The sequence below is a fragment of the Bradyrhizobium sp. GW821-FHT12B03 genome, assembly GCF_058807535.1.
In genome coordinates, this window is record NZ_JBXAQU010000003.1 from 186,707 (window position 1) to 211,486 (window position 24,780).

Genomic DNA, 24,780 nt, shown 5'->3' on the forward strand with positions numbered 1-24,780 from the left:
GCTCTCACATCAATTCGCTGACGCCCTTGAGTGCGCTGAGCAGCGCCACGCCGCCGAGGCTTGCGATCGAGACGCGGCGGTGCAGGCTCTCGCTGCCGTGGCGAAAACCGAGCTCACCGATCCAGGTGCCGACAAACATGACAGGTAGCGCCAGGATCGACAGCCACACCACATTTGCGGTTGCGAGCCCAACCATTGCGATACTGGCAAAAGCGGCGATCGAGGTGGCAAGGAAGAAGACGAGGAGTGAGGCGCGCGCAGCGACCGCGCGGAATGGACCGGACATGTAATAGATCACGGCCGGCGGGCCCGGCATTGCCGCAAGTCCATTGAAAACGCCGGCGACGGCGCCGACCCCGGTCGTCACCAGCCGCGACGGGGCCTCTTCCAGCGCGAAGCCGCGGCCCAGGACATAGACTGCGCCCGCGGTGATCACGGCGATGACGATGCGCGCCACCGGCGCCGGCGCGACGCTAAGCGCCAATGCGCCGAAGGGAGAGCCGATCACCGCGCCGACGATGAGCCAGCGCAGGGACCTCCAATGACAGTCGCCATGGTTTCGCCTGAGATCGTTGAGGCCGCCAAGAACCTGCAGGAGCACCGCGACCGGCACCGTCTTGGAGGGCGCAGACAACAGTCCCATCAGCGGGACCGCCGCGAGCGCGAAGCCGAAGCCGGTGAAACCCCGCAGCACCGCTGCGATCAGCACTGCGGTCATGGTGGCGGCGATTGTCGGGAGCGGCGGCAGGCTGGCCAGAAAACTCGTCTGCGTCGCGGCGATCAGCGTCTCCATCGCAATTGTCATCTCATATCGATGACTATGGTCTTTTTCCTGGTGAAATGCTCGAGCATGGCTTCGAGCGAGGCCTCCTTGCCAAGACCCGATTTCTTGAAGCCGCCGTAGCTGAGATTGGGCTGGATCGTCAGGTTCTGGTTGACCTGGACATAGCCGGCGTCGATCCGCGCCACGGCGCGCAAGGCTGTGCGTAAATCGTGCGTCCACACGGTCGCCGCTAGGCCGAAATCGCTGTTATTGGCGCGGGCGATGACGTCGTCCTCGTCGTCCCATGGCTGGATACAGACGACCGGCCCAAAGATTTCCTCGCGCATCAGCGGGCTGTCTTCGTCGAGCCCGGTGACGATGGTCGGCTGCAAATAAAGTCCGTCGGCGAGGTGGCCCGTGCTAGGCAGTTCGCCACAGCGCATGACTTTCGCGCCGGCCGTGCGCTCGCCGATCGCAAGATAAGACTCGATCCTGGCTTTCTGGCGTTGTGAGATCACCGTGCCGATATCGGTCGCCTCGTCGAGCGGATCACCGATCACAAGCTTCGCCGCAGCCTCGCGCAACGCGGCGACAAAAGCATCGAACAACGAAGCATGCACATAGATTCGGCTCGCCGCGGTGCAGCTCTGGCCTTGCCGGGTGAAGCGCATGCCGGCGATCGCGCCGGCAACGACGCGGGGCAGGTCGGCATCGGCATAGATGATCATCGGGCTTTTGCCGCCGAGCTCAAGGCTGACTGGAATGATCTTGCGTGCCGCGGTCTGATAGATCAATTCGCCGACCGCCTGCGAGCCGGTGAAGGTCACCTTGGCCACCGCGGGATGCTCGATCAGCGCCGCGCCGCAGTCGCGCCCGGTTCCGCAGATCACATTGATGACGCCGGCGGGCAACAGCTCCGCCAGCTGTCGCGCCATCTCGATCGTGGCAAAGGGCGCCTCCTCGGAGGCCTTCACCACGACCGTATTGCCCGCGATCAAGGCCGGCGCGATCTTGAGCATCATCAGCACGAGAGGCACGTTCCAGGGCAGGATCGCAGCCACCACGCCGAGCGGCTCGCGACTGGTGTAAGTGAGGATCTGCGGATCGAACGGCAGCGTCTCGCCTTTGAGCTCGGAGGCGAGGCCTGCATACATGGTTACGATGTCGATTGCGGTGGCGACCTCGCCGCGGCATTCGGTGCGGATGGCTTTGCCGGTCTCCAGCGCCAGCACGGTCGCAATGATCTCAACGCGGTCAGCCAGCCGGTGGACGGCGTCGGCGATCAGTCTGCCGCGCTGCCGCGCCGGCGTCGCAGCCCAGCTTGGATACGCTGTCGCCGCAGCGTCCGCCGCGCGCGCGACGTCCGCCGATTGAGCGGCGGGAGCCACACCGATGACCTGCCCCGTGGCCGGATCAATCACGTCGAGCGTGGCACCGGCGGCCGCCGGAACTAGCTGATTGGCGATGAGATGGCGGCCTTGAAGCTGCGAGATCACGGCCGTAACGGCGGGATTGATGCGTGTGGCGATATTGATCATCGCGCCACCTTGGCCATTTCGCCGCCTTCGCGAAGGTCCAGCCCGCGGCAAGCGATTGGGCCAGTTCCGGACGTACGCGTTCTGGTCCGCAGAACGTGCCCCATCTGGTTCTAAGGGCGCGGCCGCGCGTCGTGACAGATTGCCCGCGAAGCCGCGGGAAGGACCGCGGTCCGTCGCGGCGATCGCCGTGATCGTCCGTCAATAAGGGATTCCAATGTCCGATTTGGAAAACGAGCGGTTGAAGACCCTGCGACACGTGTTCGATGCGTTCAATCGCCACGACGGCGCCGGTGTGATGGCTGGAATGACCGACGACGTCGTTTTCGATGCAGCCGCCGGGCCGGAGATCTGCGGCCGCCGCATCGAAGGCGCCGCCGACGTCCGCGCCGCGTTCGAAAGTACCTTCGCGATGTTTGTGGAAGTCACCTGGGAGTGCACGCGCCACGCAGTGTTCGGTGATCGCGGCATTTCGGAATGGATTTTCCGCGCAACGACAAAGGAGGGCAGCAGGATCGAGGCCGAGGGTTGCGACCTGTTCGGCTTCCGCGGCGCCAAGATCTGCAGCAAGAGCGCGTTCCGCAAAGATCGGCCTCAGCAGCCCGCCAAGACGGACAAGGCGGTCGCGTGATGAACAAACCGGTCAGGACCCCGCCGCTTACGGCCTACGATCCACATTACGATCCGCTCGTCAGCGAAGGTCCCGGCCGCAACCGAGACTACGCACCGACTTACTGGCTGGCGACCGCTGGCGCGCCGCCGGAAGACGACGGCGCCATCACGCGCGATGTCGACACTGATGTCGCGATCGTAGGTTCCGGATTCACGGGTCTTGCCTGCGCGACCTTCCTGGCCCGCGAGCACGGCGTCAAGCCGCTGGTGCTCGAGGCCAATCGTGTTGCCTGGGGCTGCAGCACGCGCAATGGTGGCCAGGGCCAGAACGCCTCCGGCCGTTTAACCCGCTCACAATGGATCGAGCGCTGGGGCATCGATGTTGCGAAGCGGATGCACGCCGAGATCTGCGATGGCTTCGACACGTTCGAGGATATGGTCCGACAGAGCCCGGTCGATTGCGAGCCGCAACGCGGCGGGCATCTCTACATCGCACATCGCAAGCGCAATCTTGACAAGATCGCCGCCGAAGCAAAGGTCCTGACCGACGTGTTTGGCGAGCCGACCCGCGTGATTGGCGCGGACGAGCTGCGCCGAGATTATCTCAACGAGGCCGAAGCGGTCGGCGCAGTGCTGGAGCCGCGCGGCACCGGCGTGCATCCCGCCAAGCTCGCCTTCGGCTATCAGCAGGTGGCGCGTGCGGCCGGCGCCAAGATCCATCCGGGTAGTCCGGTGCTTGAAATCGAGCAACGCGGCAGCGCGTTTCATCTGCGCACGCCGGGCGGAACGGTGAAGGCGCGCGCGGTCGGCATCGCCACCGGCGCCTACACCGCACCCGCCATGACGCCGCTGCTGCGCGGTCGCTGCATGCCGATCCTGTCGAATTCGATCGTAACGCGGCCGTTGACCGCGGCCGAGCTCGAGGCGACGGGGTTCAAGACGAAGCTCGTACTGACCGACACCAGGACGCTGCGGTTCTACTATCGGCTCTTGCCCGACAATCGTGTGCAAATTGGCAGCCGTTCTTCGATCACCGGCGCCGACGCCGACCATCCCAAGCATCTGCAATTGTTGATCGACGGGCTGCACCGCAAGTTTCCGGCGCTGCGGGGCATCGAGATCGATTATTCGTGGTGGGGCTGGGTCGACGTCAGCCACGACATGATGCCCCGGATCGTTCAGCCTGACAGAAGCAGCAAGCTCGTCTACGCGCTCGGTTACGGCGGCAACGGCGTATCCTATTCGGCGCAGGCGGGACGACGCATGGCACAGATGATCGCAGGGCAGAGCTTCGAGGGCCAGGATCTGCCGATCTTCAACTCGCCGCTGCCGACCCACACCTTCTCTCCATTCCGCCGCATCGGCCAGCGGATGCTGTATCGCTGGTATCATCTGCGAGATGAGGCAGCTTGAAACGGCGGGAATACTCGCCGCGTGAAAATGCCTAATGTTGGAGCATTGATGAGAATGAATGCGGCGCTCTCGCGCCGCGCATGACGTTGACACTCCCAAGGCAGCGGATAATGTCTAGACATATTCCGTGGCTGGAGACATGTCGTGCCACCGATCTATATCGCCTACCTCAATCGTCTCGATATTGAGGAACTCAAGATCACGGACCGATGTCATGTCGAAATTGGTTGTCGACGATTGGGGACAGTGCAAGGGCGGCAAGTTTGGCAGCCTGCGCGCTCACGTCGAGGCAGGTAAGCTCTCCGAGGCGACCTTGCACGCGGAGCTGGGACAGATCGTGGCCGGCCTCAAGCCAGGCCGCGAGAGCGAGGATGAGACCAATCTGCTTTGGCATCGTGGGTTATCGCTATCCGACATCGCGCTCGGGCATACGATGCTCGAGAAAGCCGAGCGCATTGGGGTCGGACAACGCTTGCGGTTTGCCTGAGGGGAATTTCCGTAGATGCACCTCGTCGCTAACGCGAGAATGTATTCGGTCAATCCCCAGGCTGCAGCAGCCTGGAAGGAGCTGTTCAGCTGGCTTGCGGGTGCAAGCGGTGTGGAGCTCGATATTATCGACCACGCCTTCCCGCTCAAATTGTCTGATCTTTGGTCGCGAGACGATCTCGCCTGCACCTTCATGTGCGGATTTCCCCTCATGTTATCTGAGCGGCGTCCGAAGCTCGTTGCGGCCCCGATTCCGGTCGATGCTCCTCTGGCAGATCGGCCCGTCTATGCCACGCGGCTCGTGGTTCGCTCGGACTCCGACTTTCAATGCCTGGAGGACACTTTCGGCGGCCGGCTGGGTTACACCGTTCACGATTCACATTCGGGCTACAACGCGCTGCGTCATCACTTGCTGCCGTACTATCGGCACCGTGGCGCCAAGCTGTTTCGTGAAAGCGTCGGTCCGCTCACGACACCGCGGCGCGTCATCGATGCGCTGTTGAGCGGAAGTATCGATGTCGGACCGCTCGACAGCTACGCGCTGGACCTGATGTTGCGCTACGACGAGGTTCTACGTGGGCAGATCAGGGTCATTGCGACGACGGACGCAGCTCCGATTCCGCCGCTGGTCGCAGCCCCAGATTGCCCAGACAAAATGGTCGCGAGATTGCAGGGCGCTCTTGAAGAGGTCAGCGACGCAACTGAGTGTGAGTCTCTGAGGGATCGCTTGGGTCTTCGCGGATTTACGAAAGTGGATATCCGCGATTATGAGGTCAGTCTGCAGTGGGACGCGGAAGCGCGTCTGGCAGGATACCCCGAACCAGGCTGACCGCGAGTATCGGGAACCGCCTCAATCCACACCGTCGACGATAGGCGAGCAAATTCATTGCATTTGTTGATGGCGTTTTGAGCAAACTGACTAACCAGTTCGCTTTCCAAGCTCTTGACCGCGGAATCTATCGCCTGAGACATCAATGGCTATTGGCCGTCCCAGACCTGTCGGACTAGTCTGGCCGAGGTAGTCGAGCAGCGCAATGTCGGTGGCCAACCGAGCCGTTCGCAAGGTTCGTGCATGGCAAACGCGCGGTTCGGGAGACGACATGGTCTACTACGTATTTCGCCGCCTGCTCATGCTGCCGCCAGTCATGCTGATTGTGGCTTTCATCGTATTTGGCCTCCTCTACGTCACGCCTGGAGATCCCGCCGCGATGATCGCCGGCGATCAGGCGACTCCCGACGAGGTCGAGCGCATTCGTGTCTCGATGGGGCTCGATCAGCCATTCTATATCCGGTTCTGCCTTTGGATATGGCAGCTGATGAACGGCGATCTCGGTACGTCGATCTTCGCCAATCAGCCGGTCATACAGATGATCGGTCAACGAATCGGGCCGACATTTTCGTTGGTCATGTTCAGCCTCGCTGTTTCCGTAGCAATTGCCATTCCTGTCGGAGTGTTGGCGGCCTGGCGGCGCGGCCATGCGATTGACAGGATCATCACCTCGTTCACCGTGCTTGCGTTCTCCCTGCCGGTATTCGTCGTTGGATATTTGCTCGCGTTCTCCTTCTCGACGTCGCTCCATTGGTTACCGGTACAAGGTTATGTCCCTCTTGCCGATGGCTTCGTCCCCTACATTTCGCATCTGATCTTGCCGTCGCTGACGCTGGGCGTGTCCTACGCTGCCATCCTTGCGCGGACAACGCGGGCGGCGATGCTTGACGTGCTCACTCAGGACTATGTGAGAACCGCGATCGCCAAGGGCGCAGGCCCGCGGGTCATCCTCTACAAGCACGCGCTTAGAAACGCGTCGGTGCCGATCGTTACGGTCATCAGCATCGGAATTGCAACGCTCATGGGCGGGTCCGTCATCACGGAAAGCGTGTTTGCGATCCCCGGGCTCGGACGTCTCACGCTCGATGCAATCCTTCATCGCGACTATCCGGTGATCCAGGGCGTCGTCCTGCTGTTCAGCGCCACCTATGTCGCAATCAACCTCATGACCGATCTTGCTTACACAGTCGTGGATCCGAGGATCCGATATTGAATCATCAAGCGCCGACCTCGAGCATTGCCGGTCCGTTGCAGGCCGCCGCGTTTCCGGCTCGCCGAGCGAACTCGGAGTGGCGCGCGCTTCGTTTCCTGACGCGCCATCCGCAAATTTGCGCCGGCGCTCTGATATTATTTGCGGTTACGCTTATCGCGATATTTGCGCCGATGCTCGGGACTGTCGACCCGCGGGCCATCTCGGTGACCAAGAGATTGCGGCCGCCGTCGGCGGAATTCTGGTTCGGCACCGACGCTTTGGGACGCGATCTCTACTCGCGTGTGATTTATGGCGCACGAATCTCCGTAGGGGTGAGCGTATCGTGCGCATTTCTGTCCTGCGTCGGTGGCACCATCGTCGGGATGGTATCTGCTTCTGGGCGATGGGCGGATTCCTTCGTGATGCGGATCATGGACGGATTCATGTCGATCCCGTCCATGTTGCTGGCCATCGCCTTGATGGCCGCCACGCGGGGGTCCGTCGGAACTGTGATCGCCGCGATCACGGTGGTCGAAATTCCTCGTGTTGCGCGCGTGATACGCGGCGTCATGCTGGCGCTTCGGGAGATGCCCTTCGTAGAGGCGGCGATTGCGGCCGGCTCGACGACGCCGAAAATCCTTATTCGACATCTGCTTCCGGCTGTCGTGTCGCCGTTGACGGTGCAGGCAACGTTCGTCGGCTCGGCCGCGATCATCATCGAGGCAAGTCTGTCGTTCATCGGCGCGGGTACGCCGCCGACCATTCCCTCCTGGGGGAACATCATGGCTGATGGCAAGGCGCTCTGGCAGGTCAAGCCGCATTTGGTATTCATCCCGGCCGTATTTCTCGGCGTGACGATCCTTGGCGTGAATCTGCTGGGTGACGGGCTGAGGGACGCGCTCGATCCGAGACTGGCAGAGCGGTCGTGACAAACGTTTTGGATGTTCAAAGCCTGAATGTTTCGTTCGCGGGGGCTTCGGGAAGCGTTCGGGCCGTTCGCGGGGTTTCATTTTCGGTCGCGCGATCGGAAACGTTAGCTATCGTCGGTGAATCCGGATCGGGCAAGAGCGTCACCGCCCTGTCATTGATGCGGTTGCATGACGCGGAAAGTACCGAGATCTCGGGGAGTGTGAAATTCAAGGGCGCCGAACTTCTTCAGATGTCCGAGGCCGAAATGCGAGCGGTCAGAGGCAACGAGATGGGCATGATCTTCCAGGAGCCGATGAGCTCCCTGAACCCGCTCATGCAGATCGGAAGTCAGATCGCCGAAGCAATTCTGCTGCATCAGGACGTGCCTCGCGGTGAGGCCAGGCAACGCGCTTTGCGGCTCCTCATCCAGGTTGGCATCGCCGATCCCGAACGCCGGATGCGGGAGTACCCGCATCAATTGTCCGGTGGGATGCGTCAGCGTGTGATGATCGCAATGGCGCTTGCTTGCGATCCCGAAATCCTAATCGCGGATGAACCGACGACGGCGCTCGATGTGACGGTGCAGGCGCAGATTCTCGATCTCATGCGAGAGCTCAAGGCGCGGACGGGAGCTTCGATCGTCATCATTACGCACGATTTGGGTGTCGTTGCCGAACTGGCCGACCGCGTCGTGATCATGTACGCCGGGGTCAAGGTGGAGGAGGGGACGACAGCGGAGATTTTTTCGCAGCCTGCGCATCCCTATACCGTGGGACTGTTGGGAGCCATCCCGAGCCTTAATCGCAATCGGAATGAGGGGCCGCTCACGGAAATTCCGGGGCAGGTGCCATCAGCCAGTCAAGCCAGGATTGGGTGCGCTTTCGCCGCCAGATGCACTCTCTCGTCGTCGATCTGCTTCGAAAGCGAGCCTGCGCTGGAGGATGTCTCTCCCCGCCATGCCGTCGCATGCCATCACAAGATTGGGGCGCCGCTCTCATGAGCCAACCTGCGCTTCTCGAAGTCATTTCGCTCAGGAAGCATTTCCCGCGACCGCGTGTCGGGTTTGGGCCCCGCGAGGTCGTTAGGGCTGTCGACGACGTCTCGTTCACGGTCGCGCGCGGCGAAACATTGTCCATCGTGGGTGAGAGCGGTTGCGGCAAGTCTACATTGGGCAGAACGGTCCTCGGCCTGACCCCGCCGAGCGAGGGCGCCGTATGGTTCGATGGCTGGCGCGTTGATGGTCTGGCGAAACCGCAACTGCGAAAGATCAGGCGCCACTTTCAGGTGATATTCCAGGATCCGATGGCGAGCCTTAGTCCGCGGATGCGTGTCCGCGACATTCTCGCCGAGCCGCTCGTCAATTTCGGTCTTGTCAGGGGCCGCAAGGCCGTCGACGAACGGGTTGGCGAACTCCTCGACATGGTGGGCCTCCCGCGCGATGCAGCGGTCCGCTTTGCTCATGAGTTCTCCGGCGGCCAGCGTCAGCGAATCTGTATTGCGCGGGCGCTGGCGCCGGAACCGAGCCTCATTGTGTGTGACGAGGCGGTGTCGGCGCTCGATGTGTCGGTCAAGGCGCAGATCGTCAACCTGCTGGTGAGCCTTCAGGACAGGCTCGGTTTGTCATTGCTCTTCATCAGCCACGACCTCGCCATTGTCGGACATCTCACGCATCGCATTGCGGTGATGTATTTGGGAGTCATGGTCGAGATTGGCGACCGGGATCTCATCCTTGATCGTCCACTCCACCCGTATACGCGGGCGCTGATCTCAGCGGTGCCAAAGGCAAAAGGAGAAGCCTCCCAGCGTATCGTCCTTGCTGGAGACGTTCCCAGCCCGGTCAATCCGCCGTCGGGCTGCCGCTTTCATACCAGGTGCCCGAAGGCCTTCGACCGCTGCAAGATAGAGGAACCCAAATTGCGCTCGGTTGGCAGCGAGCGCCGGATGGTGGCCTGCCATCTGGATATTTCGGAGCAGGGTATGTCCTAGGGCTCTTGTTCCGAGCTGGCACGCATCTTGCTGGATCAGCCTCAAGCCCCGGTGAGAGCCCCTGTATGCCTGTTGCAGAACTTCGCGACCGCACCTCCGGCATCAATTTAAGCCAGATCGAGACTTTCCTGGCCTTGGTTGAAGAGGGAAGCGTTGCGCCGGCGTTGAAGCGCCTCGGCTTGGGCCGTTCTTCGCTCAGTGCGCACGTGAAGTCGCTCAGCGATGAACTTGCTCAGCGCTTGGTTACGCGCCTCCAGGGTGGTTTGGCCGTTACTCCGGCCGGACGCGAGGCCTACAGACTGCTCCGCCCGTTCATGGAACACGCGGCCCATTGTCTGGCCTTCTTTCACAGTGGCCAGGAAGCCGCTCCCGCACGCATCGAGGTTGTTCTGCCGCAGGGCTATGCGGGAGCGATGTTTGATCAAGCGCTTGTTCAGGTCGCAAGATCTGCGATGACGCGCGTGAGTTCGCACTGGATATCGCCTGCATACGGTAGATCCGAGCAAGCCGAAACGAACGGCCTGGTCGTCAGTTTCGGGGACAAGCGGGCCGGAACGGCTGACGTTCACATGATCGCGGATCGATGGGTTCTCGTCCGCTCGGGACCAAATAAGGGTTGGTTACCTCAAGACGTGCCGCTGTCCGAATTGGTCAACAACACTTTCGCCGTGCCTGAGCTGCCTGAGAACCAGCTCGCATTGCTGCTTGCCGTGGCCGACAAGACGCAGGCGCGGATCAACTGTCTTAGCCAGGATCCGCAAAAGAGTCTGGCCGATGTTAGTACAAGCAGGAGTTTCAACTTCCTGATTCCGGCCGCACAACTGAACCCGAGCCTGGTGGCTGAGCATTTCGAATGCGCTCTGCTTGAAAGGAGCGACTTCGATCCGACGATCGCTATCTCCGGCGAACACAGTTCGACGTTCGGCCCGGACATATGCGAGCAATACAGAAAGTCCCTCGCTGCGGCGATCGCGTCCGAGCCGGCGGCCTCGGGAAGCGATACCGAGCCGGAGCGAATTTCCCTGAAGCTGTGCCGGTCGTTCCTGGCGCTGTACGACGAACGGAATATGCGGCGCGCTTCGCAGCGTCTGTGCATTGTGCAACCGGCACTCACGGTCCAACTGCACGGCCTCGAGGAACTGCTGGACACGCAGCTCTTCGAGCGCTCTCATCGTGGCCTTGAGCCAACTTCTCGCGCCGATTTTCTGTACGGCCTCCTTGCGCCGCTCATGTCGGAATTCGAGGATGCGGTTCAGACGCTCCGAGCGGGTGCAATCGGCGGGCGTTTGCGGCGCCTCCGTCTCGGTCTCATTCCCGCTCTCGATGCCGAGAGCGAGACTGCCGAATACTTTGCGAACGCGCTCAATCGCTGGTCGGTGCGCTATCCCGAAACGATCGTCCAGGTTCTTGAGGCCTACTCGGCCAAGCTGCTCCAATGGCTTTCGTCTGGACGGATCGACTTCGCTCTGACTGATCGCGTGGTCGAGAGCCCGGACATGTCATTCGATCTGATTGCAGAGGACGAAATGGCGGTCGTCGTCGAGCGGTCCACGCAACTCTTGCCGCCGGGGCCTGTCACGCTGGAGACCGCTTCAAAATTGCCGCTGGTGCTTCCGTCCAGCCGACATGGTCTGCGTTCAATCATCGCGCAGCCGCTGCAAAAAGCAGGGTTCAGCCTCAATCCGAGGATCGAGGTCGATTCTATGGCCGCGGCGATCAGTCTGGTGAAGATCGGACGATACGCGACGATCCTGCCGACCGGAGCGATCCACAAGAGCACCGATCGACGCCGTCTTTCGATTCATACGATCCGTGCGCCACGAATTCTGCGCAGCATTTGCCTGGTCAGAATGCGAAGCGAGATACCAGATCCGGCTGCCCAGGAGTTCATCGAAGAGTTGCGGAGTGCGTTTTCCTCCGCGGGAGAGCGCATCTCCGCCGAAGAAGAGGATGTGCTGGCCGCGTCTAAACTCACTGCATGAACACTGCCAAGGATGCGCCTGGAACGCGACGTCGAGTGGATCGATCGTTGTGCGACAGAGCGCTTGCGCGTTGTCGGGCGGCTGAAATCGCAACGGCAATTGTTATCGGCGGTTTCGGAAGATTGAATTATCGGCGGTCCGACGGTCGTGGTTCCCTGCTTTCGAGAGATTATTCCGCAGGAATCGGAACGCAGGAGTCGTCATGAGCATGTTTCATCTGGGCTGGTTTCTCGGTCCCGGCATCACGGTCCAGGGCTGGAATACGCCGAACTATGCTCCAAGCTACGACTGGACGCAGCCAGACATCTACCAGGATGCGGCAAAGGCGCTCGAGCGAGCCTGCTTCGACTTCTTGATCCTGGAGGATACGAGCGCGGTCCCTTATGCCTACAAGGGCTCGATGGATTTTTACCTGAAGAACGCAACGATGACGCCGAAGCTCGATCCGGCGGTCCTGACTCCTTACATTCTCGCTGCCACCAAGCGCTTGGGCGTAGCGCTGACCTTGACGACGACATTCTATCCGCCGTGGATCCTGGCGCGACAGATGGCAACGCTCGATCACTATTCGAAGGGTCGCATCGGGTGGAACATCGTGACGGCAACCAGTGATGCTGCCGCGCAGAACTTTGGATACGACAAGCAGTTCGAGCACGATCAGCGCTATGACATGGCCGATGAATATATCGACCTCGCCGCGCAGCTCTGGGAGGCTTGGGAACCCGATGCCGTTCGCATGGACCTCGAGAGCCAGACCTTCGTCGATCCATCCAAGGTGAAGGCGATCGATTTCCAGGGGAAGTATTATAAGTCGCGCGGACCTCTTAACGTACCGCGTTCGCCGCAGACCAAGCCCTTGTACGTCGCCCCCGGCGGCTCTCCGCGCGGGCGCAAATTCAGCGGTCGTAATGCTGAGGTCGTGCTCGCCGGCGGCGATTCCATCGCGGAGATGAAGGAGTATCGCGCGGAAGTCCGCGCCCACGCGAAGGCCTATGGTCGCGATCCCGACAAGATCAAGACGATGTTCATCGCCGGTGTCTTCGTCGCGCGCGACAAGAGGGGCGTCGAGGAGATCAAGGAAAATCTGCCGAAGGTGCGGCAGCGGCGGTTCGAGGCGCATCTGGCTTCGCTGTCGTTCCTTTCCGGTATCGACTTCTCCAAGTTCGAGCTCGACACCCCGCTTCCTGAGATCAAGACCAACGGCATGCAGACCATGCTGCGCATGTTCAAGGATGCCGGACCCAAGGCGACACTGCGCGATATCGGAATGCGCCCTCCCGGCTGGGAGCTGATCGGAACGCCGGACGAGATCGCCTCGATGATGAAGGAGGCGATGGAGGAGATTGGCGGAGACGGCTTCCTCGTCACCGGGCCTGTCACGCCGCGATACATCAACAGCGTCACCGACGAGCTCGTTCCCGTCTTGCAAAAGCGCGGCCTGACGCGATCAGAGTACAGCCATGAGCATCTGAGGGACAATGTGATGGCGTTCTAGGCCGAACCAATGCGGTCTGGAGGCATTCCGTGACAAGATCCCTTATCTTCCAGCGCAACGTGCTCGCGTTGACCAGTGCTCAAGCGTTCGGAGCCGCTGGGCCGCCCATCGTGATTTCCCTGGGTGGTCTGGTCGGCCAGATGCTGGCACCCTACAAGGCGCTCACGACGCTCCCGGTCAGCCTCTACACCGTTGGTCTCGCGCTCGCCACGATCCCGGTATCTCGCGGAATTGGATTGTTCGGGCGTAGATCCGTCTATCTTGCGGGAGCTGTGCTGGCGATCCTTGCCGGCCTGACCGCGGCCTACGGCATTATTACGGCGTCCTTCGTCGTCTTTTGCATCGGGACCGTCTTGGCTGGACTGAACGGGGCTTGCGTGCAAACCTACCGCTTTGCGGCGGTCGATTCCGTTCCGGCGGCTCGGCGCGCGAATGCGATCTCCCTCGTCATGATGGGCGGGTTCGTTGCGGCGGTCATTGGGCCGCAGGCTGTGATTTGGACCAGGGACTCTCTGCCGGGCTTCGCATTCGCGGGCAGCTTTCTCACGCAGGCACTGTTCGCCTTGTTGTCCTTCATCGTGCTGTTGCCCTTGCAAGTTCCGCCGGCGGCCAAATTCGGGTCTGGAGGACGGCCGCTCATCGAGATCGCGCGAACCCCGAAGTTTCTCCTCGCTGCAGTCACAGGCATGGTGTCCTACGGGACGATGGGCTTTCTGATGACCGCGGCTCCCATCGCGATGACTGGTTGCGGCCATACCATCGGCGAAGCTGCGCTCGGCATTCAATGGCACGTGCTATCGATGTTCGCGCCGAGCCTCGTCACGGGCGTCCTGATCGCCCGGTTCGGAGAGGCGCCCGTTACCTTGACCGGTCTATCGTTGATTGTTCTGAGCGGGATTGCTGCGCTCTTCCATACCGGTCTTTGGGGATTCTGGGCCTGCCTCATCCTGGTCGGCGTAGGCTGGAACCTGGGCTTCGTCGGGGCAACCAGCATGGTCGCGGACTGCTGTGATCCGATCGAGCGCCCGCGTGTTCAGGGACTTAACGACTTCCTCGTCTTCGGCACCACGGCGTCTGGATCGCTCCTGGCAGGTGGTCTCATGAGAACGGAATTAGGTTGGACGGCCGTTGCCTGGACTGCGATCGCTCTCGCCTTGGTCATGGGCACCGTTCTATCGCTTGCGATCTATCGCGGTAGGTTTGCCGGGGCGGTGGAAGCATGACGCCGCTACGTTCGATGAGGAGTGAGACGTGAACGGATACGAGAACCCGGCGCTCATGAATGGCGAAATTTTCAAGGCATTGATGCGCAACATTGCCTCGAGCGTGGCGGTTATTTCGACGAGCAACGAGGGCCGGCTTCATGGAATGACCGCCACGGCGGTCTGCAGTGTCAGCGCCGACCCTGCGACGATCCTGATCGTCGTCAACCGATCGACGCGCAGTCACCCGATCATATCCTCGACCAAGCAGTTTACAGTCAACATCCTCGCCGAAGATCAGCAGGACATCAGTGGGCTTTTTGCCTCAAAGCAGGACAACCCGTTTTCTGCCGTGGAACATCGGATCGGGCTGAATGGCAATCCCATCATTGTCGGCGCCGCGGCGCATCTCGAATGCTCGACCTATTATGAACTCGACGTTGAAACTCACACGATTTTCGTTGGGCATGTGACGAGCGGGGATGTCTCAACGGTCCCGCCGCTCGTCTATCACGAAGGACAGTACAAGTTGCTCTCACCTCGCAAGCCCGAACGTGAGGTCGCGCCGATGTTCATCGATCGCTGGTCGCCCAGGGCATTCTCGACAAGTGAGATTGATGACGAAACCCTGATGTCGTTGTTCGAGGCAGCGAGGTGGGCGCCATCGTCCATGAATGCGCAACCATGGCGATTTGTCTATGTCAGGCGCGGGCAACCGAAGTGGCAACCATTTCTGGACACGCTTTCGAACACAAACCGGTCCTGGTCGGTGCATGCCGCCGCGCTGATTGCGTTTGTGTCGAAGAAGACCCTGCAATTCGACGGCAAGGAATTCCCATCGCCGACACACAGCTTCGACACGGGCGCCGCATGGATGAGTTTCGCGCTCCAGGCAAACCTTTCGGACTGGTACACGCATGGCATGGCGGGCTTCAATGCGGAGAAGCTCGCGATCGAGCTGGAAGTCCCCGACGATTTCGCCATCAACGCAGTCGTGGCGATCGGCAGGCTGGGCGATAGCTCGTCATTACCCGATCATCTCAAGGTGCGGGAAATTCCGAGCGAGCGGAAGGCCCTCTCGGCGCTCGTGTTCAACGGTACCTTCGGTGCGGCATGACCGTCAGGCTGACGACCACGCAGCCAAGCGCAGCGCCGCCACCGGTCGGGCTCGGCACGAGACTGCTTCTCGGTGACAAATGCACCGAGGTCGTTCTGAAGGCCATCGACATCGGATACCGGTACATCGATACATCTCCAAGCTATGGCAATGAGGACGCTGCCGGCCGGGCCATCAGCCTCTCCGGGATCAACCGCAGCGAGATGTTCGTCACCACCAAGGTGGAGCGCGAGGACCTTCGCCCCGAACGCCTGTTGGCGTCGGCGCGGCGGAGCCTCGATACGCTCGGTCTCGATCGAATCGATCTTCTGCTCATTCACTGGCCGAACGCCGACGTTCCGATTGCGGAAACACTTTCGGCGATGAGTGAACTCCAACTGTCTGGTGTCATTGCCCATATCGGGGTCGCTAACTTCCCGATCGCGATGCTCGACGAGGCGATCGCGGCGGCTGGTCGAGCTGGAACAGAGCTGTTCGCCAACCAAATCGAGGTTCATCCATCGCTTCCACAGCGGCGGCTTGTCGCGGCGTGCGCCGCGCGCGGTGTGCGTCCGATCGCCTATTCGCCGATGGGACGCGAAGATCTCAATCACGCCTCGGTGTTGGGTCTTGCTGAACGCAGAGGGCGAAGCCCGGCCCAAATCGTGCTCCGTTGGCACATTCAAAGCGGTGTCTTTCCCGTGCCTATTCCAGACACGGGGGAGCCGGCACAGATCGCAGCGCAATTCGAGCTCTCTGACTTCGAGCTCTCCCCGGACGACATGGCGGTGCTCGGCGGCGTCGGCCCGGAAAAGCGGTACTTCTCACCTGCCTGGGCTCCGGTCTGGGATCCGCAGGATTGAACCGATTGATCGATAGGGTGATCAGAGAGGGCGAAACATGCGTAGACGAGATTTCCTGAAGGGCGTGGCCGCAAGCGCGTTACCTTTGCCCGCTTTCGCGCAGGGCAAGACCACGACGTTAAAGATTATCAAGAGCCAGAATCTTGGCAGCGTCGATCCGATCTGGACGACCGCGGCCGCGACGCAGGACTTCGGCTTCATGGTCTTCGACACGATCGTTGGCGCGGACGCCGATTTCGTGCCGAAACCACAGATGGCCGAGGGATGGACGATCGAAGACAACGACCGGACATATACGTTCAAACTTCGTGAGGGTCTCAAATTCCACGACGGCGAACCGGTCCGGTCGGTCGACTGCATCGCGTCGATGAAGCGCTGGTGGGCGCGTGACGTTGCCGGGCAGATGGTGGCAGGCGTGACGGATTCCGTCGATGTCATCGACGATCGCACCTTCAGGATGCGCCTGAAGTCACCGTTTCCGCTGCTGCTCGATGCTCTCGGCAAGCTCAGTCCCGCGAGCTGCATCATCATGCCTGAGCGGATCGCCAAGACGGATCCATTCAAGCAGATACCCGAGGCGATCGGCAGCGGTCCGTTCAAGTTCCTGACGAGTGAATGGGTGCCCGGACAGAAGGCGTCCTTCGTCAAATTCGCCGATTACATCCCGCGCGCCGAGCCCTTTAGTGGTCTCGCCGGAAATCACGCCGCCATGGTCGACCGTGCCGAATGGTCGTTCATCAGTGACGCGGCAACGGCGGCGGCCGCCATGCAAGCGGGCGAGCACGACTATTGGGATGGTCTGCCGGTCGATCTCGTGCCTCTCCTCAAGGAGAACAAGAACCTCATCGTGGGGCCGAGAAGTCTGAGCGCCACGAACTACACGTTCGTCATGAATCATCTTCAGCCGCCGTTCAACAATCCGGCGATCCGACAGGCTGTTGCCATGGCGATAGATCAGAAGGACTATCTGCTGGCCGCAACCGCCGGTCTTCCTGAAAATGGCGGGGCCTGTCCGAGTTTCTATACGTGCGACTCACCCTACGCGAGCGAAGTCGGCGCCACTGTGCTGAAAGAAAAAAATATCGAGAAGGCGAAGGCGGCTCTGAAGGCGGCCGGCTATGCCGGCGAGAAGGTCGTATTCATCGGAGCAACCGAGCCGCCTGCGCTAGCGGCAATCGCGCAGGTCTCGGACGATCTTCTCAGGCGCATGGGTTTCAACGTCGAGTTCGTGACCACCGACTTCGCCGGAATGATCCAGCGCCGCGTCAACAAAGGCCCGGTCGACAAGGGTGGATGGAGCGCTTTCAACAGCACCTATGGCGCGGTCGATCTTCGCAATCCCTCAGTCAATTCGCTGCTGCGCGGCGCGGGAGAGCAATCCTGGTTCGGCTGGCCGACCAATCCGCGATTAGAGGAGCTGCGCAACCAGTGGTTCCTCCTGACCAATGCGGACGAAAGGGTCAAGGTTGCTCACGAGATCCAGGTCGAGGCCTTCAAGACGCTTCCCTATATTCCGATTTGTTACTCATACCCACCGATTGCCTACAGCAAGAAGCTGACTGGCGTCACGCGCCAGCCGATCAATTCGTTCTGGGGAATCGGCAAGCAATCCTGAAGACAAGCGCCCATGGCGCAAGAACCGACAAGCTGCAAAAGGTGTGTTCATGAGCGACTTCGATCTCGTCCTGACCGGGCAGGTGGTGAGAACCGACCGGGTGATAGAGAATGGCTACGTGGCAATCCGGGGAGGGACCGTCGAACTGGTGGGAAGCGGTGAACCTCCCGCGGCCCGCGAGCGCCAGGACTTTGGGGCTTCTTACGTGCTTCCGGGCGCGATCGACGCCCAGGTCCATTCCAAGTCGCAGCTCGGCCAGGAGGATTTCATCTGGTCGACGCGCGCGGCGGCGGCAGGCGGTGTCACGACTGTCGTCGATATGCCCTACGATGCCGGCTTTCTGGTTTGTACGGGCGACCGGGTTCGGCAAAAAATCAAGGAAGCAGGCGAGCAGGCCCGTGTGGATTATGCGCTCTACGGTACGATCGATCCCGGTGACGGGCCGACGCACATCGCGGGAATGGTCGAGGCCGGAGTGTCTGCGTTCAAATTCTCGACTTTCAACACGGATTCAAAGCGCTTTCCCCGCATACCGCCACAGGATCTTTACGCCTGCTTCACCGAGATCGGCCGGTTCGGCCTGGCCGCCGGTGTGCACAACGAAAACGATGAGATGGTGCGGGCCGCGGTGGCCAGCGTCGAAGCCAGCGGAATTACGGATTATCGCGCCCACGCGCTGTCTCGACCGCCGGTCACGGAAACGCTTGCCATGGCGGAAGTGTATGAACTCGGCGCCCAGTCGGGATGTTCAACCCATGTCGTCCATTGTTCAGTCGGACGGGGCTACGACCTGTGTGAAGCCTACCGCCAACAGGGCTTCGACACGACCGTCGAAGCGTGCATTCATTATCTGACCCTGGACGAAGAGAACGACGTCGCACGCCTTGGCGGAAAGGCCAAGATCAACCCGCCCGTCAGGCCGCGTGCCGAGGTCGAGGCGCTGTGGCGGCACCTCGCGGCAGGTCATGTCACGGTCGTGTCCACAGATCACGTCAGCTGGTCGGAGAACCGCAAGGCAGACCCGGTCATGCTGAAGAATTCCTCCGGCGTGCCTGGATTGGAGGTTCTTTATCCGCTGCTTGTGAAGGGGCTAGTCGAGCGTCGTCTCGATATTACCCTTGCCGCAAGGCTGCTTGCGGCCAATCCTGCCCGGCTGTTCAGGTTCGGGCACCGCAAGGGAGCATTGGAGCGCGGCCGCGACGCGGACGTCGTGGTCATGGCCCACGCACCCCATCGCTACAACCCGGACGAGTCGGGACACAATTTTGTAACCTGGAGTCCATATGCGGGGATTGAGTTGCCCTATCGCCCTGTGGCGACCTATCTGCGCGGCGAGTTGGTGTTCGACGGCAAGAGTGTGTTGGCCGAACCCGGCACGGGTGCCTTCGTCCGGCCTCCGACGCTCCGGCCTGCGCTCGCCAAGAACGAATCTGTCGCCGCCTGAGCGCGATGACAGCGAACCTCCGTACGTTAGATCGTGCGGAGGCTCAATATTGGTCTAGTTCCGCAGCGATGCGAGCCATAACGTCCTTCGGCGCGCTGACGAATTCTGACCGGCTCAGCGGCTCGCCGTCGCCCGGGCGCGTCGTCGCGATCATCGCGATCTTGGTTACGGTCAGATCCTCGTGGATGGGATCGCAGCGATCGGCCTTGACGCCCTCGACAACCATCAGGTCCTCGTGACCGCGGAAGCGCGCAGCCAAGGCCCACTCCACCTCGCGCGGATTTTCAATGTCGATATCATCGTCGACGACAGTGATGAGCTTCAGCAGGTTGACCTGTCCCATTGCGAGCATGGCTGCCCGTTTGCCTTCACCCAGCCTCGGCTTGTGCATGGAAATGATCGCATGCAGGCGACCCATGCCACCCTCGGTGATGAGCACGCGCCGCACGGCCGGGATCATGCGCTGCAAGGCTTGGCGCAGCGTGGCACCGATCGCAATGCCACCGAGCAGACAATGCTCGCTGGCATATCCAGGCAAGATCGCCTGATAGATGGCGTCCTTGCGCCGGGTCACGCAATTTATTCGGCCGCCCATTCCGGCGCCGTAGCTGACGTAGAACCCGTGGAATTCGGATACGGGGCCTTCCTCGATCTGCTCTTCCGGGTAGAGTTCGCCCTCCAGAACAATCTCCGCCTCTGCCGGCACCTCCAGATCAACCGTCTTGCATTTGACCAGTTTGAGCGGCTCGCCAAGCATGCCGCCGATGTTGTCGAATTCGTCGTCGCCGAGACCAAGATAAAGCTGCGAACCCAACAGCACGGCCGGATGATTTCCGATAGCAACCGCGATGGGGAGGCGCTGACCGAGCGCCTTGGCCTTCTCTGCCAGGAGGTTGAGATGATGGTTTTTCGCAATACCGGCCATGACCCTGCCTCCACCCTCGAGCCGAAGCCGCGCAATCGAGACGTTGCGGCGCCCGGTCTCGGGATCTTTTGCGATGATCACGCCGGCGGTGACGTATGGCGCTGTCTCGCGCTCGAACCAGGTAGGAACGGGCAGGGCAGCCCGGAGGTCGATATCGCCGGACTGGACGATGTCCTGCACGGGACCTGACTCCACCATCACAGGCTTGATGGGCTCGGCGAGCGCACGCATGCAGAGATCGTCGAGCTTGTCGGGTTCGACATTGAGCCCAAGCGCGAACCTCTCGCGCGAGACCAGGAGGTTTCCGACGACCTGCAGCGAGCCGGTTTGCTCGAAGAGGATTGCGGGACCGCGATCCTTCAGCGCCAGCACGGCACCGATTTCGAACTTCGGGTCGGTTCGCCGCTTCACGCGATGAAGCGCTCCCGACGTATCCAGCAGCGACAGGAATCCACGCATGCTTTGATCAGTCATAGGCTCAGGCTCTCATGGTCGTTCAGTTGGCATTATCTGCATTATCGAGCGATCGAACCGCATCATAGAGCGTGGCGGTCCCCATCGCCAACGCGTCCGGATCCGCCCACTCCTCGGGGCTGTGGCTCTTGCCCTCCAGGCAGGGGATGAACAGCATGGCCGAGCGGCCGATCCGCGCAACGAAGGCGGCGTCGTGGCCGGCCCCTGACGCCAGTTCGGTCGTACTGTAACCGAGCTTCGAGGCACTGCGAGCCAGGACGCTTCGAAGGTGCGGATCGCATTTGGTTGGATCCGTCCTTGAGATGATCGCGAAGCGCTCGCGCTCGACGCCGGATTTCTCGGTCGCTTCGAGACTGTGCCGATCGAGCAGCTTGATGAAGTCGTCGATCTCTCCCGCGTCCTCCGCACGGATGTCCAGAACCAGCCTTGCCCGTCCCGGCACGACGTTCGCAGCGTTCGGCGAGATCTCGATGATTCCCGTGGTCGCCACGAAGTGGCCCTTGTCGCCAATCGCCTTCAGCGCGCCCTGCTTGGCGATCCATGAAACGATCTCGGCGGCTGCGACGGCCGCATCACGTCTCAATCTCATCGGGGTGCCACCGGCGTGATCGGCGGAGCCGAGAAACATCAGCTCAACCCGTGCGATCCCAACGATGCCGCTGACAATTCCGAGCTCGATGCGACCACTCTCAAGGACGCGTCCTTGTTCGATGTGGAGCTCGAGATAGGCCTCGATCTTTGGCGGTGCGATCTTCCCCAAAGCGGAGGGAGTGCCTCCGACCCGGGCAATGGCGTCTGCGAGGCACTCCCCGCCGGCATCTGTCCGTGACAGCATATCGGGGCTCAGGGCCCCGACCATTGCCCGGCTGCCGATGCAGGAGATGCCGTAGTCGCTGGGCTCCTCGGCGAGGAAGTCCACGATTTCGAGCGGGTGATCGAGGCGTTGCCCGGATCGGATCACAGCTCGCGCAACCTCTAGGGCCGCGAGGAGGCCGGCTGCTCCGTCAAATCGACCACCCGAGGGAACCGTGTCCGAATGCGATCCGAGTACGATGGGGGGGAGCGTACGACGCCCTTCCAGCCGGCCGATCAGATTGCCGCCGGCGTCCGTCCTGACCGTCAAGCCCGCTTGAATAAAGAGGTCGCTGAGCCAGGTCCGCCCCTCGGCAAACCGAGGTGTAAACGACCGGCGGGTCCAGGGACGATCCGGCTCCGTAATCGCGGCGAGCGCCATGAGGTCGCCCCAGAGGCGGTCGGCGTCAATGCTCGACGTGCTTGGATCGAACGGCATTCCCTACCTCAATAGGCCGCCGAGCCCTTGCGCCAATAATCCTTTCCGGAAACAGCTATCAGAAAAGTCGTCCCGAGCGGTCTTGCGCGTCGAAGCCGTTGACAGGGTATTGCAGCCAGAGCATTTGCAAGAGAGAGGGAGTTTCAATGTCTGGCGAAGTGCGATTGATCGTTGGAATAACCGGGGCGTCGGGCATCGCCTACGGTGTTCGCCTCTTGAAATTGCTGCGGCAGACGCCGATTGAAACTCACCTCGTGGTGTCGCGGGCGGCCGAGATCGCCATGGCGCATGAGGGTCCTTTCAAGGTATCGGATGTCCGAGATTTGGCGGACCGATGGTACAAGTTTGACGACGTGGCGGCGCCCATCTCGTCCGGATCGTTTCGGACGCAGGGCATGATCATTGCGCCATGTTCGGTCAGAACAATGTCCGAGATTGCAACCGGGGTAACATCTTCGCTTCTGTCGCGCGCGGCAGACGTCGTCCTCAAGGAGCGCCGTCGACTGACGTTGCTGGTTCGCGAAGCACCGCTTCACACCGGGCATCTGAGAACGATGACGACGCTGTCCGAGCTGGGTGCAATCATCTATCCGCCCGTACCGGCGTTTTATACCAATCCAGCGGATATCGACGAGATGATCGATCAGACAGTTGGCCGCGTGTTGGATCTCTACGATATCGATCTTGGCGTGGTATCCCGCTGGAAGGATCCATAGCATTGCCGGGAGGTGGCACGATGCAGCGCTTCGATCTCGGTGCTTACACACGACGGATCTCGACCAATTCGGCCGAAGTGCAGCGTTGGTTCGATGCAGGCCTGAATTGGTGCTACGCCTTCAATAGGGCCGAAGGGGTGAATTGTTTCAGGAAGGCGCTGGAGCACGATCCTGAATGCATCATGGCCCATTGGGGCGTGGCCTACGGGAGCGGTCCGTTCTATAACCTGACATGGCGCGATCACGGTGAGCGCGAGGCAAACGCTGCCGCGGCCACTGCATTCAGGCACATCGCGATGGCGCGAGCGTTGACGCACAAGGCGAGCGACGTCGAGACCAGGCTGATCGAAGCTCAGGCCCGCCGTGTCCAGAAGCCGCATGCGGTTGCGCCTGAAGAGTTCGATCATTGGGACGACGACTACGCGGCAGAGATGCGCAGGGTCTACTCCGAATATCCTGATGACGTCGATGTCGCGGCGCTCTTTGCCGAAGCGCTCATAAGCAGGACGCCGCGGCGGTTGTGGGATGTCAGGACGGGCAGGCCCGCGAAGAACTCCGACGTGCTCGAAGCACTTTCCGTTTGCGAACGCGGCATCGACGGCGTGAGGTCGACGAGTGGCCAGCCGCATCCGGCACTCCTGCATCTGCACATCCATATCCTGGAGATGTCGAACGAACCCGAGAGAGCGTTGACGTCGGCGGTAGAGCTTGCTCCTCTATGCCCGGACGGCGGTCATCTGAACCATATGCCGGCACATGTTCACATGCTCGTCGGGGACTACCAGAGTGCCAGGCAGGCCAGCGAATTGGCGATTGCGGCCAACGATCGATTTCTCGCTTACGCGGGCACAATGTCGCCCTACACGACCGCATGTGCTCATGATCTCCTCTTGATGATGCATGCCTGTATGTTTCTGGGAGCATATGGCGGTGCGATTGGAGCGGCCGACAAGCTCGGCGGCCTTGTGACCGAGGACCTTCTCTCTGTCCGGGATCGCCCCAAATTCGTGACAAGCCTCGAGGGTTATAACTCCATGCGAGTTCACGTGCTGGTGCGATTTGGAAAATGGAGGGATATCGTCAACGAGCCTATGCCCGCGACGCCGGCGATGTATCCAGTCACGACTGCGATGCTTCACTATGCCAAGGGCGTCGCTCATGCCACTCTTCGAGACTTTATTGCGGCAGAAAGGGAACGAACGCTCTTTCTGGAGTGCGTGTCGCGCATTCCGGTGGACCGGAAGGTCTTCAACAACACCGCGAAGAGCATCCTTTCGGTGGCGGAGAGTATGTTGGAGGGTGAGCTGGCCTACCACAAAGGTGAGTACGAGGCTGCATTTGCCCATTTGCGGGAGGCAGTCCTGAGGGATGATAGCTTGGAGTATGTCGAACCGTGGGCTTGGATGCATCCTCCCCGACATGCACTAGGAGCGTTGCTCGCCGAGCAAGGACACTTTTCGGAGGCGGAAAGATGTTACCGTGCCGATCTCGGTCTGGCTCCAGGTATTCAGAGGTGCGCGCAACATCCTAACAACATTTGGGCGCTTCAAGGGCTCGCAGAATGCCTGCAGGTTCGTGGCGTCGTAGGCGAAATAAAAGATATCGAGTTCAGATTGTCCGCGGCAAAAGTGTTGTCCGACACAACCATCGAGGCGGCTTGTATGTGCCGGGTTGGTCGTGCCCCAAATGCAGGTTCAGGGTGTTGCAGTTGAGGCGCGCTGCCGCGTCAATTCTTGACGAAGTTCGCTTTATTTGGCGAGTGTTAGCTCAAATTGGCTTATGATGGATTGGAGCGAGAGTTCAAGTTTTTCAATCGGTTAGATGGCGCCGTATGCACGACGTGTGCACCGGAAGTTCAAGAAAGATCTCATGATAGCTGGTGTGATCAGGCGTTCTGAACCGGGCACGGGCGCCTCACGGGAGGTGGTGGGTCCGGATCAATCGACAGGACG

The 24,780-nt window shown here is 61.0% G+C and carries 20 protein-coding genes and 1 pseudogene; 17 read left to right on the forward strand and 4 right to left on the reverse strand.

The window, feature by feature from the left end; translation table 11 throughout:
- Positions 1-4 precede the first annotated feature (4 nt).
- Together AC1RUR_RS07945 and AC1RUR_RS07950 are read right to left on the reverse strand one after the other, a co-directional pair.
- Complete coding sequence (locus AC1RUR_RS07945) at positions 5-805, reverse strand: sulfite exporter TauE/SafE family protein (RefSeq protein WP_492842550.1); 801 nt, start codon at positions 803-805, stop codon at positions 5-7.
- Positions 802-2,301, reverse strand: a complete 1,500-nt coding sequence (locus AC1RUR_RS07950) for an aldehyde dehydrogenase family protein (RefSeq protein ID WP_492842551.1) — start codon at positions 2,299-2,301, stop codon at positions 802-804. The genes AC1RUR_RS07945 and AC1RUR_RS07950 overlap by 4 nt, the downstream gene beginning before the upstream one ends.
- 214 nt (positions 2,302-2,515) lie before the next feature.
- On the opposite strand from AC1RUR_RS07950, the gene AC1RUR_RS07955 reads away from it, so the two are divergent.
- The 15 genes and pseudogenes from AC1RUR_RS07955 to ertD all read left to right on the forward strand — a co-directional run bounded on the left by AC1RUR_RS07955 (position 2,516) and on the right by ertD (position 19,422).
- Positions 2,516-2,929 carry a nuclear transport factor 2 family protein gene (locus AC1RUR_RS07955; protein ID WP_492842552.1) on the forward strand — a complete coding sequence of 138 codons (414 nt, stop codon included), beginning with the start codon at positions 2,516-2,518 and terminating at the stop codon, positions 2,927-2,929.
- Positions 2,929-4,323, forward strand: coding sequence for an NAD(P)/FAD-dependent oxidoreductase (locus tag AC1RUR_RS07960; protein ID WP_492842553.1), 1,395 nt, complete (start codon positions 2,929-2,931; stop codon positions 4,321-4,323). The genes AC1RUR_RS07955 and AC1RUR_RS07960 overlap by 1 nt, the downstream gene beginning before the upstream one ends.
- A 199-nt stretch (positions 4,324-4,522) precedes the next feature.
- A pseudogene (locus tag AC1RUR_RS07965) lies at positions 4,523-4,810 on the forward strand (ornithine cyclodeaminase family protein); the annotation flags it as partial.
- 15 nt (positions 4,811-4,825) lie between these two features.
- The gene (locus AC1RUR_RS07970) at positions 4,826-5,638 is read left to right on the forward strand and encodes a phosphate/phosphite/phosphonate ABC transporter substrate-binding protein (protein ID WP_492842554.1); all 813 of its coding nucleotides are present in this window, start codon (positions 4,826-4,828) and stop codon (positions 5,636-5,638) included.
- Positions 5,639-5,909: 271 nt separating this feature from the next.
- Positions 5,910-6,851: an ABC transporter permease gene (locus tag AC1RUR_RS07975; RefSeq protein ID WP_492842555.1), complete on the forward strand. Its 942-nt coding sequence runs from the start codon at positions 5,910-5,912 to the stop codon at positions 6,849-6,851.
- Between the two features lie 35 nt (positions 6,852-6,886).
- Positions 6,887-7,759, forward strand: a complete 873-nt coding sequence (locus tag AC1RUR_RS07980) for an ABC transporter permease (RefSeq protein WP_492843140.1) — start codon at positions 6,887-6,889, stop codon at positions 7,757-7,759.
- Positions 7,756-8,739: an ABC transporter ATP-binding protein gene (locus AC1RUR_RS07985; RefSeq protein WP_492842556.1), complete on the forward strand. Its 984-nt coding sequence runs from the start codon at positions 7,756-7,758 to the stop codon at positions 8,737-8,739. The genes AC1RUR_RS07980 and AC1RUR_RS07985 overlap by 4 nt, the downstream gene beginning before the upstream one ends.
- A complete protein-coding gene (locus tag AC1RUR_RS07990; protein WP_492842557.1) occupies positions 8,736-9,725 on the forward strand; it encodes an ABC transporter ATP-binding protein in 990 nt (329 codons plus the stop codon). The genes AC1RUR_RS07985 and AC1RUR_RS07990 overlap by 4 nt, the downstream gene beginning before the upstream one ends.
- Positions 9,726-9,790: 65 nt before the next feature.
- Positions 9,791-11,707, forward strand: coding sequence for a LysR substrate-binding domain-containing protein (locus tag AC1RUR_RS07995; protein ID WP_492842558.1), 1,917 nt, complete (start codon positions 9,791-9,793; stop codon positions 11,705-11,707).
- A 202-nt stretch (positions 11,708-11,909) separates the two neighbouring features.
- Positions 11,910-13,202 (forward strand): NtaA/DmoA family FMN-dependent monooxygenase, encoded by a 1,293-nt coding sequence (locus AC1RUR_RS08000; protein ID WP_492842559.1) that lies wholly within the window; start codon positions 11,910-11,912, stop codon positions 13,200-13,202.
- A 29-nt stretch (positions 13,203-13,231) separates the two neighbouring features.
- Entirely contained in the window at positions 13,232-14,425 is a 1,194-nt protein-coding gene (locus tag AC1RUR_RS08005; protein WP_492842560.1) for an MFS transporter, read from the forward strand.
- Positions 14,426-14,453: 28 nt separating this feature from the next.
- Positions 14,454-15,521, forward strand: a complete 1,068-nt coding sequence (locus tag AC1RUR_RS08010) for a flavin reductase (protein ID WP_492842561.1) — start codon at positions 14,454-14,456, stop codon at positions 15,519-15,521.
- Positions 15,518-16,363: an aldo/keto reductase gene (locus AC1RUR_RS08015; protein WP_492842562.1), complete on the forward strand. Its 846-nt coding sequence runs from the start codon at positions 15,518-15,520 to the stop codon at positions 16,361-16,363. The genes AC1RUR_RS08010 and AC1RUR_RS08015 overlap by 4 nt, the downstream gene beginning before the upstream one ends.
- Positions 16,364-16,427: 64 nt before the next feature.
- The gene (locus AC1RUR_RS08020) at positions 16,428-17,978 is read left to right on the forward strand and encodes an ABC transporter substrate-binding protein (RefSeq protein WP_492842563.1); all 1,551 of its coding nucleotides are present in this window, start codon (positions 16,428-16,430) and stop codon (positions 17,976-17,978) included.
- 49 nt (positions 17,979-18,027) lie between these two features.
- The gene (gene ertD, locus AC1RUR_RS08025) at positions 18,028-19,422 is read left to right on the forward strand and encodes a hydantoin-5-propionate amidohydrolase (protein WP_492842564.1); all 1,395 of its coding nucleotides are present in this window, start codon (positions 18,028-18,030) and stop codon (positions 19,420-19,422) included.
- Between the two features lie 43 nt (positions 19,423-19,465).
- Here ertD and AC1RUR_RS08030 read toward each other — a convergent pair whose 3' ends face one another.
- Together AC1RUR_RS08030 and ertE are read right to left on the reverse strand one after the other, a co-directional pair.
- A complete protein-coding gene (locus AC1RUR_RS08030) occupies positions 19,466-20,821 on the reverse strand; it encodes a UbiD family decarboxylase (RefSeq protein ID WP_492842565.1) in 1,356 nt (451 codons plus the stop codon).
- Between the two features lie 22 nt (positions 20,822-20,843).
- A complete protein-coding gene (gene ertE / locus AC1RUR_RS08035) occupies positions 20,844-22,112 on the reverse strand; it encodes an N-carbamyl-l-glutamate amidohydrolase ErtE (RefSeq protein WP_492842566.1) in 1,269 nt (422 codons plus the stop codon).
- Positions 22,113-22,258: 146 nt separating this feature from the next.
- Here ertE and AC1RUR_RS08040 point away from each other — a divergent pair, with 146 nt between their 5' ends.
- Together AC1RUR_RS08040 and AC1RUR_RS08045 are read left to right on the forward strand one after the other, a co-directional pair.
- Positions 22,259-22,828 (forward strand): UbiX family flavin prenyltransferase, encoded by a 570-nt coding sequence (locus AC1RUR_RS08040; RefSeq protein WP_492842567.1) that lies wholly within the window; start codon positions 22,259-22,261, stop codon positions 22,826-22,828.
- Positions 22,829-22,848: 20 nt separating this feature from the next.
- A complete protein-coding gene (locus AC1RUR_RS08045) occupies positions 22,849-24,540 on the forward strand; it encodes a tetratricopeptide repeat protein (RefSeq protein WP_492842568.1) in 1,692 nt (563 codons plus the stop codon).
- The last annotated feature ends 240 nt before the right edge of the window (positions 24,541-24,780 follow it).

Excerpts from the sequence above, each read along its gene's own strand:
- AC1RUR_RS07945 (WP_492842550.1), bottom strand. The coding sequence starts at position 805 with ATGACAATTGCGATGGAGACGCTGATCGCCGCGACGCAGACGAGTTTT.
- AC1RUR_RS07950 (WP_492842551.1), bottom strand. The coding sequence starts at position 2,301 with ATGATCAATATCGCCACACGCATCAATCCCGCCGTTACGGCCGTGATC.
- AC1RUR_RS07955 (WP_492842552.1), top strand. The coding sequence starts at position 2,516 with ATGTCCGATTTGGAAAACGAGCGGTTGAAGACCCTGCGACACGTGTTC.
- AC1RUR_RS07960 (WP_492842553.1), top strand. The coding sequence starts at position 2,929 with ATGAACAAACCGGTCAGGACCCCGCCGCTTACGGCCTACGATCCACAT.
- AC1RUR_RS07970 (WP_492842554.1), top strand. The coding sequence starts at position 4,826 with ATGCACCTCGTCGCTAACGCGAGAATGTATTCGGTCAATCCCCAGGCT.
- AC1RUR_RS07975 (WP_492842555.1), top strand. The coding sequence starts at position 5,910 with ATGGTCTACTACGTATTTCGCCGCCTGCTCATGCTGCCGCCAGTCATG.
- AC1RUR_RS07990 (WP_492842557.1), top strand. The coding sequence starts at position 8,736 with ATGAGCCAACCTGCGCTTCTCGAAGTCATTTCGCTCAGGAAGCATTTC.
- AC1RUR_RS07995 (WP_492842558.1), top strand. The coding sequence starts at position 9,791 with ATGCCTGTTGCAGAACTTCGCGACCGCACCTCCGGCATCAATTTAAGC.
- AC1RUR_RS08000 (WP_492842559.1), top strand. The coding sequence starts at position 11,910 with ATGAGCATGTTTCATCTGGGCTGGTTTCTCGGTCCCGGCATCACGGTC.
- AC1RUR_RS08015 (WP_492842562.1), top strand. The coding sequence starts at position 15,518 with ATGACCGTCAGGCTGACGACCACGCAGCCAAGCGCAGCGCCGCCACCG.
- ertD (WP_492842564.1), top strand. The coding sequence starts at position 18,028 with ATGAGCGACTTCGATCTCGTCCTGACCGGGCAGGTGGTGAGAACCGAC.
- AC1RUR_RS08030 (WP_492842565.1), bottom strand. The coding sequence starts at position 20,821 with ATGACTGATCAAAGCATGCGTGGATTCCTGTCGCTGCTGGATACGTCG.
- ertE (WP_492842566.1), bottom strand. The coding sequence starts at position 22,112 with ATGCCGTTCGATCCAAGCACGTCGAGCATTGACGCCGACCGCCTCTGG.
- AC1RUR_RS08040 (WP_492842567.1), top strand. The coding sequence starts at position 22,259 with ATGTCTGGCGAAGTGCGATTGATCGTTGGAATAACCGGGGCGTCGGGC.
- AC1RUR_RS08045 (WP_492842568.1), top strand. The coding sequence starts at position 22,849 with ATGCAGCGCTTCGATCTCGGTGCTTACACACGACGGATCTCGACCAAT.